This is a genomic window from Oryzihumus leptocrescens, from assembly GCF_006716205.1.
Classification (GTDB): Bacteria; Actinomycetota; Actinomycetes; order Actinomycetales; family Dermatophilaceae; genus Oryzihumus; species Oryzihumus leptocrescens.
In genome coordinates this window covers 392,720-405,659 of record NZ_VFOQ01000002.1, presented here as the reverse complement: position 1 = coordinate 405,659, position 12,940 = coordinate 392,720, and the positions used below count along the sequence as shown (strand labels likewise).

Genomic DNA, 12,940 nt, shown 5'->3' with positions numbered 1-12,940 from the left:
AACCCACATTTCAATATCGCAACCCTTGCAAGTCCCACAGCGTTGCGAGAAACGTAGCCCACAGCACTAGCCGGCGCGAACCTGTATCCCTAAACACAAACGGCCGTCGGCGACATCGCCGGCGATGCAACTTGAATGCACGGGAACGAGATAACCACCTCGACTACACTGACGGCGCTGCCACTGGCGAATTTGCAGTTGGCCGAACTAGCGCAAGGCCCGACACGCGAAGCTTCTCACCTCGGACGGAAAGGATCTCTAGGCCGCTGTCTTCTTCCCAACTTTGCTCACAGTGCCACGAGGCCCTCAAGAGGTCGATCACGCTGACCCCCCATGCGGCTGCGGCTCGCCGAACCACTTCTCCGGCGACTGACGTCGCGCTATCGATCCACCATTCCTGAATCGACTCACCCGTACAGAAAAATTCATCAGCAAACTCAAGTTCCCCGCCAATGGGGCCCTCGATGAATCGAATGAGGTCAAAGTCTTCGGTCGACGGGCACGAGACCATATCGTCACCCAATCTCACCAGTGCATCGTTAGACGCATCAAGGAAAACTAGCGTTCCATCTCCATAATCAGCGGTGTTGCCGATCAAATCGACGATCTCGATACGGTCACGATCCAGCGCCCATTCTTGAAAAGCGGCCGGAGTCAAGGGGCCGCCCTTACCGAGAACAAAGGGCTGATCCTCGAGGGGCACGCCCATATTGATGGCCCAAGTGGCCACAGTAAGTCGATCACTAATGTTGGCGAGTTCGCCACCCAACAATTCAACTTGTTCCTCAAACCACCGGCGACCCTCACGGAGCGATAGGCCCGCACGAGTGGAGCTGCGCGCCGCCGTGTCGGGCTCAGCCAGGAGTACGCCACCGATGTCATGAACTTCATTTGCGATGAACCCACCGCAATAGATCCTACCCGGCGTGCGACCCCTGTAGGCGTGGGGGCGCTGCTCAGGATCCAAATTCAAAGAAAGGCGCCCAATGGTTTCGCCATTCTCTCCACATACTGGGCGCGAGTATCGCTCAAAGTTCCTTCTCCATCGCGCATACTCCGCCGACTGCGAGTACTGCGTGTCTGGAAAGTACAGTTGATCAAATAGGATTCCGGGGTCCATCTCACGCCATGGGACGACGCTTGTCGCTTCGTACTCAGCGCCACCAAGGCATTGGACCAGAATTTGCATTCCGCAAAGCAGGGCGGCTCTGCGCGTCTGGCCAGTTAAGACCCTACCGAGGTCTGACAAATCGGTGATCGGGTCGAATGAGCTTACTAGTTCGCTGATTCCCTGAGCACCATTACGCAGCACGAAACTGATCGAAGTGCCAGGCTCACGCCGCCAGTCGTTACGTGAGTTGGCAACGCGCAACACCGGGCGCTCATGAAGGCCGTTTGAGAAATGCAGGATCGCGGTTTCCGTTGGCCCCACATTCGTGGAGCGAGACTGGACAGTCACCTCGTCAGCAAGCATGAAAACGCTATAGAAGCCGATCCCAAATTGGCCCGTCGACCGGTAGCCAGCCGCCAATGCTCCCGGATGCTCCGTTCGAGTGGCGTAGGAATTCCACCCCGATGTGCCAAAGGCACAGAGGAAGTTGACAACCTCCTCCACAGTCATACCTATTCCTTGGTCGGCGACCTCAACGACGAATCTTCCGTCCGAATCTTGCGTCACCGTGACACGCACGGGTTGGATGACGCTCTGTGGGTCTTCGGCCGCCCTGAGCCGAGTAGCATCCACTGCATTTGCCAGAAGTTCCCGGAGAACCACGTGCCCCTGGCGGTGCCCATACAGTGCCTGCCCACCAAGTTTTGCAATCACTCCTTCGGTGTCGTTGATTACGGGGCGCGCGTCAATAGGAACCCAGTCCGTGGCGCGAATATATTCGGAAAGACGTGTCGGCGTATCCGCCCCGGCCACTGACCTGACATCCAATCTTGGCCGCCTCAGGTCCGCCAAGATTGCATCCACCTTGCGGAGCTCTCCGTCGATCATTTGAATCGTGTCGAAAGCGAGCCACCAGGCGGATGCCTGGTCGATAGTAAAGTCTCGTGTGCTCGTGTACACGAGACGGCCATCCTTCGGGTGAGGCATCAACATCCGCTCTTGAAACAGCCAATGGTTTTTCGACTCACCTTGCGGCTGCCTAAAAGGCGTGTGCAGAGGGTCGGCTCGCCGACTATCCACTTGCGCTGCATCCGAAGTGCGCAAGATGCACGCTAGCTTGAGGGGATCAACTGTCCAATCCGCCGGCATCTTCGGCACCGCCCCTCGCACCTTGCCGAATCTCGCCGGAAGAGATTGCACGTCCTGCCAGTGACTTCGAGCCAATTCTCCAATAAGTTCCCCGAAGTAGTGCCGAAGTTCGGCGTCCTCAAGGAGAAAGAAATCCTCGTCATTCGACGTCTTCCAGCGTTGCGTCATGATGGCTTTGGCATGATCAGCGTGGTTGGCGCGGAGGTAAGCAGTAAGAGCGGCCTTGGCTTTCGGGTCAGTAATCCCGTCCCAATTTGGGTTGTCATCCAGAGACCGCTTTAGTTCATTCTGAATGGCCCGATACGTGTCCGGATACATTGACGCAAGGAGATCGAGCCAATCGGTGGCGTCAACTATCTCTCGGACTCCGGCCCCGTACGCAGAGACACCCATTCCCAAATCGTGAATCAAGAAAGTGCCGCCAAGCACAAACGCTTCCGCGGGATTGATTGGATATTCTTGCGAGACCAGCATATCCACGACGCTCCACAGGCTGTCGCAATGCGATATGGAGTGGTCCGTATAGCCAGGCACACTCAGCGGAATCTCAGAGGCCAGGGGCTCAACCCGGGCTCGGAATTGTTCGAATCCAGCCCGCAGTTTCTGCCGCTGCTCCGCGTGCGGGTCATCGTCTCTCGATCCGAGAGTCCGTTGCCAAGTCCGGCTTTCCTGGTAGCTCACGTAGGGTCCCCGTCTACGACATGCGCTCATGTACTAGCCGTCGAAGCATAGTGGCGGCGACAGGGGCACTTCCGCGGACTGGTGAAGACTTTCCGTACTGGCTCAAGGCGCGGCTCCGCCGCGCGACCCGGCCCGGCCACGCCCTCCGCGCTTCGCCGGTGGGACCCCGCACTGCGGGCGGCGCTTCGCGCCGTCCTCGCGCACCCCACCGCTACGCGCTCACGGGCTGAGCCGGGCCAGGACGCAACAACGAGGCGGGGCATGCCGATCCAGTCGGAATGCCCCGCCTCACCTCCTCCCCCGGTCAACGTCTCAAGCGCTGGCGACGACGGAGGCCCGCTCGTGGCCGGCTACCCGAAGCCCCAGCTGCGCCCAGCCGAGGGGGCTGGCTGCTCAACCCCGTCGACATGGCCCCCGTACCCGCATCGCAGCGGGCAAACACCCAGCCGCCGAAGTCGCGGTCAATGCGCAGACCCGCGTTCGCGCGCTGCTTGGCAACCCTTACGCCGACGGTGGCGGGGTTGAACGCCGCCAGAAGAGCCAGCCAACGATGAGGCCAACGATGAGCAGACCAACGATCCTCGGGATCACCCATGCGATCACCAGCGCCAAGGAAATGGCCACCCCGATACCAGCGACCACATACGTTGCTGCTCGCGTCCTCGGGGTCGGCGCCTTGCTCCCCGGCTCCATGAATCAAAGCTAGACCTCCCCCGGGTCTCCCACAGAGAAGAGACGTCGCACCCGACTGACCTCCGAGCAACCACCAACGGATGGGGCCCGCCGAGCACGGAATCGGGCCGCTCGAGTCGCTTCCCGCAGGGCCAACGCGTTTTCCGCGGTTTGAAGTCGGCCCCCTCATTTGGGCCAGTTTGGCCGGCCGCTCGGCACACCTAATGCATGGCGGGACGCTTGTTGCCACGCTAGGTTCGCCGCCATGGTCGAGGTCGCAATCGGGACGCCCCACGGACTGCGCATCAATGCCGATGATGCCGACCTCGACATGTTGGCGGTGCAGCTCACCTTCCCTGACTTCGTGGCGTCCAAGTCGGTCGTTGGCACCTCCTACTCCTCGTCCGGGTCGAACCAGTTGGTCATCTACTTTCGAGACCTCGCCGACCATTGGCGCGGATGGGCAGGAGTCAAGAGGTATCGGTCCCTCGAGGGCGACCTCTCTCTCGACGCCACACACGACGGCCACGTGATCATCAGGGCCCAGCTTCGCAACAACCTCGACCCTTCGAACTGGGTCGCTCAGGGCGAGTTTCAGCTCGAACCAGGCGAGGAATTGAGCCGCGTGATTACGGACCTGGAGCTGGCCCTCGCGTAGGGCCCAATGGGGCGCCGACAACCCCGGAGCCCGCACCCGTCCATCCTCAGTTCGCGAGCCCTCCGCGAGCCCGCAGACCCGCAAAACCCATGTAATGGCTCGTAGTGCCCTACGCGAAATGCACTGTGCTGCAACGTAATCGAGAATCACCAAAACGCAGGGGCGCGTTCGGGACGAAGAGGCCGCAGGTTCAAGTCCTGTCACCGCGACCCCCATCACTGCAGGTCAGAGGCCGCTGCGGCGCACCTTCGTGACAAAGAGCTGGTCCCCTGGGCCGAAGCAGCCGGCTGAATCCCTGGCCGAGGGTGCGGCGGAGCGTCACCTCCCTTGCCGGGCCGCCGGGCTTGACGTCGAACCGGCGCAGCGACACCAAGAAGACGTTCGGGTTTGCCGGTTGGCGGCCCGACGGTCGCGGTGGCCGCGGTCATCCCTTCAGGGTGAGGGCGGGTTGGGTGCCGCCGTCGTACGTTCGGTTCATGATCGAGACGACGATTCGGGTTGAGGGCATGCGGGCGTATCCGCAGGGCGAGCTGTTCCTCCTGACGCGAGGCCCGGACGGGTTCGATGCGCTGGTGTACAACACGACCGGGTGCGGGCCGTGCCCGGACGAGGAGTTCACGGCGATCGACGTCGAGGCGCTGGCCGCGGAGCACGGGTGCGACCTGGTGTGGAAGAACCCCCGCCGCTTCTGGATGATGGACGTGCTCACGATCGACCTGGTCGGTGAGCCCGCCACGTTCAATGGTGTGCCGTTCAACCTGGTGGCAAAGATGCACATGCCCGCCGGGTTCGACCCGGGGCAGGACCAGTCTGCGTTGGCGTACCGGCGCACCCAGATCCACCGCAACAGCGTGTACGAGTTCGTCGCCGGAAAGCCGGTTCACCTGCTGCGGTCCCCGGACGAGGTCACCTGGGTCATGCAGACCTTCACCGACCACATCGCGCACGACCTGACCGAGGCGACCTTGCCATCGCTGGGTGAGCGGCTGGCCCTACCTGAGGGGTGGCGGTTCCGGACCGTGGCGCTCCCGCAGGACCTGGTCATCACCACCACCGGGCTGGCGAACATCGTGCCCGACGACCTGGCCAACATGTACCAGGGCCTGATCGACGGCGTCGGGAACCTCGACCCGTGGGAGTAAGGGCGGCATTGGAGGCCCCGGTGAAGGTCACCGTGGACAACTTCGTCCGCGCGGAGACCGCGCGGATGATGACGAACCTCATGTCGGCCGGCGGTGGCGTCAACCGCTTCCACCACGTACGGGTGCCGACCCCGCTGGACCAGCAGACCGTCGTGCGGATGAACCGCGACACCCTCTACAGCTTCGCGGTGGTGGACCTCGCGGACGGCGCCGTGGTCACGCTTCCCTACGCCGGCGCCCGCTACCTCTCTCTGGCGGTGGTCAACGCAGACCACTTCACCAACCAGGTGATCCACGAACCCGGGAAGCACCGGCTCCAGGTGGCCGAGCACGGCACCCGCTACGTCACGCTCGTCGGCCGGGTCCTGGCCGACCCCGCCGACCCGGCCGACGTCGCCGCCGCCAACGCGGTGCAGGACGGGTTCGCGGTCACGGCCGGCTCAGCCGAGCCCATGACCACCCCGGAGTACGACAAGGAGTCCCTCGACGAGGTGCGCGCCGCCCTGCTCACCTTGGGCCGCACCGTCGCGGGGGCCACCGGCATGTTCGGCACGAAGAATGCCGTCGACCCCGTGCGCCACCTCATCGGCACCGGGATGGGCTGGGGTGGCCTGCCGGAGAGCGAGGCGTTCTACGCCACGGTCGACCCCGGCCTCCCCGTCGGGGAATACCGCATCACCGTGCGTGACGTGCCCGTCGACGCGTTTTGGTCGATCTCGCTGTACAACGCCGATGGCTTCTTCGAAGACAGCGACAAGGGCGGCTGCACCATCAACCAGTTCACCGCGGTCAAGGAGCCCGACGGCTCAGTGGTGGTGCACCTCGGCGGCTGCTCCGACGGGCGCCCCAACTGCCTCCGCCTGATGGACGGCTGGAACTACACCGTGCGGCTCTACCGGCCGCGCCCCGAGATCCTCGACCACACGTGGACATTCCCAGCCGTCCACCCCATCCACTGACGCCACGACCAGGCCACTCACCGGGCACTGATCAGCTGCGCTGGGGACACGCGCGGCGGTTGCCGAGGGGTAGCCCAGCACAAACATCCCCACATGCCGCGATGCGTGAGTGCGTCTTTCCGCCGCCAGTCGGGCATCTGCGCCTTTACTGACCGCCGATGAGTGGATGTCACTCGTCCGAAGGATCGTCGCCCGTGGGCCTTGCCCCCTGCGGCACAATACGTCCATGCCGACGTGGACCTTGAGCGAGGTCGAAGCAGCGGTGCGCTCGTCTTGGGGGCCCGACACCTTCTTCGCCTCAGCTGACTACATGGCACGGGGCAGCGGGCAGCCATCGCGAGGTCAGTGCGGAACGACCGCCCTCGTCATCCAGAGTCTGCTCGGTGGCGATCTGATGGTCGCCGACGTCGAGTACGAGGGCCGGGTGGATGGTGTGCACTACTGGAACGTGACGCCCGGCGGAGTCGAACTCGATCTGACACGGGACCAGTTCACTCCCGCCGAATCGCTAATCAACCAGCGCCGGGTCACAACAGGACGGAACTCTTCCACGGCAGGCGAGCAACCGTTCCAACTCCTCCAGGAGCGAGTCGCCGCCGCCCTGCGCTCGTAGCAGGCGCGGACGCGCCGATCTTGCGAGCCTGCTTCGCGCGGCGTCATGTGCATGTCACAGGAAGCGCACGCTCATGCCGCGAAGAGTGAGGTGCGTCTTTCCGCCGCGAGCCGTCGACCCGGGTAAGGCCGCCTTCCCGGATCTGCCGATGACAGGAAGTTGGTCGTCGGCATTCATGGAGTCTCCTCGCGCCGGTGCTCTGATCGCTGGGAGACTGGCGCATGCCTCTCTCGAACCCCTGGCTCGCCGGACCCTCACCCGATCGCGACCTGCCTCGGGAGCAGCTCGAAGAGCGCATCCTGAACCTGCTCTCGACGCACAACCTGGCCGTGATCGCGACGGTCAATGACGACGGCAGTCCGACCGCGACACCCGTTCGCTACTTCAGCCTCGGCTTCGAGGTCTTCTACACGAGCTGGAACGCCTCCGTGAAGTCCCGCAACCTCCGACGCGATCCGCGCGTGTCCGCGGGAATCGCGGCTACCCTGATCGGTCAGGTCAGTAGCCGGGGCGCGCAGCTGTTCGGCACCGCGAGGACCCTCGAACGCCACGACCCTGAGGTCGAGCCCTACTGGGAGGCCTTCCGCTGGCAGTCCGACCACGTCGAACGCGGGCGATCGCTTGACGAACCACCCAGCGACCCGCTGACGATCATCACGCCCACGAGGATCGTGTACACCGAGCATTGGCTGCGCCGCCAGGGCTACCGACCCCGCCAGACATGGCGAGCATGAACCTGCCGGAGGCGACCGCCCCCAACTGCCGCGCTGCGTGAAGTGCGTCTTCCGCCGCAGCCTCCGCCGGAGGTAGCCTTCCCGCCTAGAAGCGGACCGGAAGCGGTCGCAACTTGAACATGAGAATGCCGAGGTATCTGTTCAGCACGGCTTGCTTGTGTGGATAGCGCTCGCCGATCTCCCGCGACATCTGTGGCTCGACCGTGGTCTCGACCCACATCCCCGCTGCGCTGAAAATGTTGAGCAGATCCGACATCGTGTAGGGCCGCTTGGTCAGTGTGACGCCCTCGTTCCAGTTGCGATGGCGGTAGGAGAACGAACTGGTGGAGAAGTACTCCTCACCAAGCGTGGTTCCGTTCTCCTCGGCGCGTTCGATGGCGTATCGGATCGGCTGGGTCCGGGTCAGCAGCACGAACCCGTCGTCCTTGAGCATGGCCCGTGCCGTCTTGAGCGCATGGACCGGATCGTTGGCGTAACCGAACGACTGCAAGAACAAGATCCGGTCGAACGACCGACCGGCAAGTCCCTGCACTGCGGCTAGGTCGGAGAGGTCGCCCTGAATGAGTTCCAAACCAGGTGGCGCTTCGGTGACGAAGTTGTCACTGATGTCGACCCCGACCGAGGCGACCGCGCCGTCCTGAACCAGTTGCGCGATCTTCGCTCCATTGCCGCACCCGGCATCAAGCAAAGACAACCCGGTGACGTCCCCGAGCATGTCGCGCTGCGCGGGCCACTCGACCAGCCGATCCAGCGAGTCCTCCCTGGACCGCGCCTGCTCATAGTCGGACGCGAGTTCTGTCCACGGTCGGCTCGCGTCGCCGCCACCCGGGCTGTGGGCGGCCGTCGTCATCTGAGAGTCGTCTGTCGCCATCGAGACACGATCGTAGTGCTGAACACGACGCTGCCTCTTGCGCCGCCGCGACCCCCGTGGCCTGACTTCGCGAAGCCGAGGTCGTCGGGAACATCCGCGGATCTGTCGCAATCCGCGCGAAGTGCGTCGTTCCGTCGCGCGTGACCTGACAACCCGAGGCCACGCACGCGGCGATTCGTCCTTCCGGCGCTGCAGATCGTAGGGCGAACGGCGTCGCCGGCGTGCATGCGTCCTCCGTTGACGGATGCGCGACAGCGCTCCGACACTAGGTGCCTTCGGAACTCGCCTAGGGCTGGCGCACTTACCCAGCGCCATGCAGCTCGAACAAGCGCGTGAGCTCTGCCGCCACCCCTTGGGCCCTCGTTCGCCGCCGCAGCCAGCCGGACAGGTTGGTTTGCTGTACCGCCCACGCGGTAGTGACCCCGCCGTCGGTGCGGTGGATCTCCAAACCGCTGTACCCCGCTCGTATTGCTCGAATCTCGGACCAAACCAGCCGCCTGGTCCCGAGCGGATTCCGCACCGTAATCCCTTCGACCGTGGCCGTCACCAGGGGATGAAGCCCAAAGCGCCAGGTTAGCAACGCACAAACAGCGGGCAGGCCGGCCATCGCGAGGCTGCCCGGGCGGTCACCATCCGGCGGCGGCAATACCAGCCCCCACAGCATGAACAGCACCACCGCGCCGGCACAGACAATGAGGACCAGCCACAGCAAGCCTCGAGTTGCCGGGGCAGGACCCCAAGACCGAGGCAATGACGATCCTGAGCCGTCTGGGTACTGGGTCATGCAGATCATGCTGACAGTCCGGCAACTTGGGCCAACGCAGGCTCGCCTTCGTCGGCCGATCAACGGCATGACCAACCTGGCTCGCCAAGGGTGCCGCGCATGATCTGGCGGACGGCCGCGTATCAGTCGACGGAGGACATCACCGGCATGCACGATGCGATGAACGGCTCGGAAGTCGACGCAAACCCCAACATCCGGCGACAGCCAGGCACGAGAGGACTGCCGTCCGCATACTCGACTTGTGACGATGATTCCGCGCCTCTCGGGCGAGATCGAGCGTCGGTTGCTGGTCAACTACCGCGTCGACCCGGCGGTGATAGGGCCACTGCTACCGGCACCCTTTCGACCCCAGATCGTCGACGGGGCGGCCGTGGCAGGCATATGCCTGATCAGACTCGGCGCCATGCGACCCACAGGGTTCCCAGCGTGGATCGGCCGTCGTAGCGAGAACGCGGCGCACCGAATCGCCGTCGAATGGGACGCCCCAGAGGGGACCAAAGCCGGTGTCTACATCCCCCGCCGAGACACCGACTCCATGTTGAACGTAGCCGTGGGCGGGCACTTGTACCCCGGCCAGCACCACCGTGCGCGGTTTCGCGTTCGCGAGTCCGAAACCGAGGTCGCTGTTGCCTTCGCCGCTCGAGACGGATCAGTAGAGGTGGACGTGGCAGTGCGCGTGACCGCCGAGCTGGCCGGCAGCAAGATCTTCGCCGACGTGTCCGCCGCCTCAGAGTTTTTCGAGCGGGGCTCGCTCGGTTATTCCGCTACAGACCAGGCTCAGCGACTCGACGGCCTGCAGCTCCACACGAATGCATGGAAGGTGGAGCCGGTCGAGGTACTGAGCGCCCGGTCGAGCTACTTCGACGACGCCGCCGTGTTCCCAACCGGCTCGGTGGCACTCGATTGCGCCCTGATCATGCGACGTGTCCCGGTCCAATGGAGCGCGCTACCGACGCTGGCCACCAAGCCCCTAGGCACAGACGCTTTATGAGCTGCGTCTGCCCCGGTCGTGTCCCTACCGCCAATCACAAAACACCTAACACGGCCATAGCAGGAGACCGGCCACGTGGATCGAGAATCAGATCGCACGACTGGGACAAGGACAGCAGGATGGTTGGACATGCGACTTAGCAGCGAGCGACTCATGCTCCGCGAGTTCCGTGCGGCAGACGCGCGCGACGTGCACGCGTACGCATCCGACCCGGAGGTCGTGCGGTACACCGACTGGGGACCGAGCAATCTGGCCCAGACGCAGGAGCGGGTTGTCGCCAAGGCCGCCCGTGGAGTCGAGGGGGACGACGCCTACTCGTGGGCAGTCACGATTCGAGGCGAGGACCGCGTCATCGGTTCCGCAGAAGTGCGCATCGCGAGCCGTGACCATCGGCGAGCCGAGTTCGGCTACGTGTTCGCGCGTGAGGTCTGGGGACGGGGTCTCGCCACGGAGACCGCGTTGCTGCTGCGTGACACCGCGTTCGGGTCCTTCGGCGTGCACCGGCTTTACGCCACGTGCCATCCCGACAACGCCGCCTCGGTGCGGGTGCTGGAGAAGGCAGGCCTGCAGCTTGAAGGCCGCCTGCGTGACCACCTGTGGGTTCGCGACGCCTGGCGGGACTCGCTGCTGTTCGCGGCCGTCTCATCCGGCCCTTCTGGGATCCGCGCGTTCGACGTGAGCGCCGGCCAGTGATCCCTTCCGTCGGTAAGTGCTGGGCCCCGGGGACGTGCGATTAGCGTGCGATTACGAAGGCGAAATCGCGGTCGCTGACGGTCACTCGCGGACTGGATTCAGAGCGTCAGCCAAGCAGGTCACACAGTGCCGGCCCGACCTTCCAAGCTGGGCATTCGGGCCCGCAACGAGCAGGCATTCTCCGCCTGCGCGGGCTCGTGACATCCGTGTCGACCGCTTGCCTCGGCGATTTAGCTGCTCAGGCTGAGATGCTCAGTGGCATGGGCGTTCGCATCTACCTAATGCTCACCCTCGGCGCACTCGCAGCGGCGGGCGCCACGCTTGGCTCCCTGCTAGATGGGGATTGGGCGCAGATGGCGATCGCATTTCTGGCCCTAGTCGTCCTCGTCTCAGTCCTAGTCCTCGCAGCGACGAAAAGGGTTCCCCGCGCAGGAGGCGAGGGGCGACCCGCCCGGCATGCAAGGCCTTAGCGACGTTCTGGCGCGTCCCTCAGGGCTGTTGGCAGTCAACGCCATGCTTCCGACAGGCCTCGATCAGACGCGGTAACTGGCTATCGGCGTGGACGTCGAGGAGGAGCACGGTTGAGATCAAGTCTGAGGTGATGATCGCTCGCCCAGCTCCGGACTTGGTGTCAGCCTGGACCTCGAAGAACTGGGCAGGTCGCTGCAGCTCCGGCAGCCGGCTCCCATAAATCCAGGTGACTCGCTCGATGTCATCCCACGGGACCGCGTGGCGAGTACTCCGACCCCAACGGCCGACCAGATGCGTACCGGTGTCAACGACGGTGCGAGGCGCGATCGTCACGGACCATGCCATGCAGCGAAGAAGGCCCATGACGAGCATCGCCGCACCGGCCAGCAGGCCAATGCCCATACCCAGGCCGTCTCCTCCGAAGTCCCCCCTGACCAACGACACCACCAAGCCGACGATGATCGCGGCGACGCACAGAACGCCTCCGGTGGCTAGGGGCCGGAACACCGAACGCAGGGACGGCCGCAGGAGGACCACTTCGCGAACATCGTCCGTCGTCGAGCTCGCCACGGGGGAAGACTGACATGGCCATTCACGCGATCTAGCCAGGCTCGCCCACCAGTGCTGCTCGGCCATGAGCACCAAGGGACACGCGCTCACGGGCTACCCAGGCCAGGACAAGACAGGGCCCGCCCCGAACACAGTCGAGGCGGGCCTGCGCTAATGGCTCCAGCTCTTGCTGTCCAGCACGTCAGTCGCCGTGGCCGCCATCGCCGCCGTCGCCGCCGCCCGACTGCTCACCGTCACCCGAGTGCTGGCCGTCGCCCGACTGCCGACCGTCACCCGAGTGCTGGCCGTCGGACGACTGCCGACCGTCACCCGAGTGATGCTCCTGGTCCTGCGTCTGCTGCTCGGTCGAACCCTGGTGATCTCCACCATCGCTCTCATGCGGCTCGGCAGTCTCGTGGTGCTCGGCATGTTCCGTGTGCGTTGGCTCGGCCGTCTCGGACTCACTCGGCTCTGCGGTCTCGCTGGGCTCGGCCGTCCCGGACTCACTCGGCTCCGCCGTCTTGCTCGGCTCAGCGGTTTCGGATTCGCTCGGCTCCGCGGACTGGCTCGGCTCGGAAGTCTCAGTGGCGGTAGGCGTCACCTCATTCGTAACCGCGGTCTGGGCGGGCGTGTTCGCCGACACCGGCCCGGAGGCAGCCATTGCCACCCCGGCCCCTCCGGCCATCAGCACTGCGGCAATAGCAGCACCGCCGACCGTCTTCAGATCCAGCCGGACTCGGATCATCCTGCGCATAGCTTGGTCTCCCTGGCGATGGACGTCGGTTCGCGTACCGCAATGACCAACGAGCCAAATGAAGCGCGCGGTTCGGGAACAGGCCGGACGTATACCAAGACTTTGCGA

At 64.4% G+C, this 12,940-nt stretch carries 12 protein-coding genes; 7 read left to right on the top strand and 5 right to left on the bottom strand.

Annotated features, from left to right (window positions below):
* Positions 1 to 163: 163 nt before the first annotated feature.
* Positions 164 to 2,941, bottom strand: a complete 2,778-nt coding sequence (locus FB474_RS19115) for an HD domain-containing protein (protein ID WP_185746271.1) — start codon at positions 2,939 to 2,941, stop codon at positions 164 to 166.
* A gap of 937 nt (positions 2,942 to 3,878) precedes the next feature.
* Between FB474_RS19115 and FB474_RS19110 the strand changes: the two genes are divergently transcribed.
* From FB474_RS19110 to FB474_RS19090, 5 genes are all read left to right on the top strand, one after another.
* On the top strand, positions 3,879 to 4,271 hold the full coding sequence (locus FB474_RS19110) for a DUF6228 family protein (protein ID WP_141790424.1): 393 nt from the start codon (positions 3,879 to 3,881) through the stop codon (positions 4,269 to 4,271).
* A 476-nt stretch (positions 4,272 to 4,747) separates the two neighbouring features.
* A complete protein-coding gene (locus FB474_RS19105; RefSeq protein ID WP_141790423.1) occupies positions 4,748 to 5,413 on the top strand; it encodes a hypothetical protein in 666 nt (221 codons plus the stop codon).
* A gap of 20 nt (positions 5,414 to 5,433) precedes the next feature.
* A complete protein-coding gene (locus FB474_RS19100; protein ID WP_246092622.1) occupies positions 5,434 to 6,372 on the top strand; it encodes a DUF1254 domain-containing protein in 939 nt (312 codons plus the stop codon).
* A 226-nt stretch (positions 6,373 to 6,598) separates the two neighbouring features.
* Positions 6,599 to 6,985 (top strand): YunG family protein, encoded by a 387-nt coding sequence (locus FB474_RS19095; protein WP_141790422.1) that lies wholly within the window; start codon positions 6,599 to 6,601, stop codon positions 6,983 to 6,985.
* 221 nt (positions 6,986 to 7,206) lie between these two features.
* Positions 7,207 to 7,719 (top strand): pyridoxamine 5'-phosphate oxidase family protein, encoded by a 513-nt coding sequence (locus FB474_RS19090; protein ID WP_141790421.1) that lies wholly within the window; start codon positions 7,207 to 7,209, stop codon positions 7,717 to 7,719.
* 85 nt (positions 7,720 to 7,804) lie between these two features.
* Here the strand turns inward: FB474_RS19090 and FB474_RS19085 are convergent, their stop codons facing one another.
* Complete coding sequence (locus FB474_RS19085; RefSeq protein WP_141790420.1) at positions 7,805 to 8,590, bottom strand: class I SAM-dependent methyltransferase; 786 nt, start codon at positions 8,588 to 8,590, stop codon at positions 7,805 to 7,807.
* Between the two features lie 301 nt (positions 8,591 to 8,891).
* Positions 8,892 to 9,197, bottom strand: coding sequence for a PH domain-containing protein (locus FB474_RS21575; protein ID WP_425465323.1), 306 nt, complete (start codon positions 9,195 to 9,197; stop codon positions 8,892 to 8,894).
* A 424-nt stretch (positions 9,198 to 9,621) separates the two neighbouring features.
* On the opposite strand from FB474_RS21575, the gene FB474_RS19075 reads away from it, so the two are divergent.
* Together FB474_RS19075 and FB474_RS19070 are read left to right on the top strand one after the other, a co-directional pair.
* On the top strand, positions 9,622 to 10,365 hold the full coding sequence (locus FB474_RS19075; protein WP_141790520.1) for a DUF2071 domain-containing protein: 744 nt from the start codon (positions 9,622 to 9,624) through the stop codon (positions 10,363 to 10,365).
* A 153-nt stretch (positions 10,366 to 10,518) separates the two neighbouring features.
* Entirely contained in the window at positions 10,519 to 11,058 is a 540-nt protein-coding gene (locus FB474_RS19070; protein ID WP_185746269.1) for a GNAT family N-acetyltransferase, read from the top strand.
* A gap of 489 nt (positions 11,059 to 11,547) precedes the next feature.
* Here the strand turns inward: FB474_RS19070 and FB474_RS19065 are convergent, their stop codons facing one another.
* Together FB474_RS19065 and FB474_RS19060 are read right to left on the bottom strand one after the other, a co-directional pair.
* A complete protein-coding gene (locus tag FB474_RS19065) occupies positions 11,548 to 12,099 on the bottom strand; it encodes a hypothetical protein (RefSeq protein ID WP_141790417.1) in 552 nt (183 codons plus the stop codon).
* 181 nt (positions 12,100 to 12,280) lie between these two features.
* The gene (locus FB474_RS19060) at positions 12,281 to 12,832 is read right to left on the bottom strand and encodes a prolipoprotein diacylglyceryl transferase (RefSeq protein WP_141790416.1); all 552 of its coding nucleotides are present in this window, start codon (positions 12,830 to 12,832) and stop codon (positions 12,281 to 12,283) included.
* Between the last annotated feature and the right edge of the window lie 108 nt (positions 12,833 to 12,940).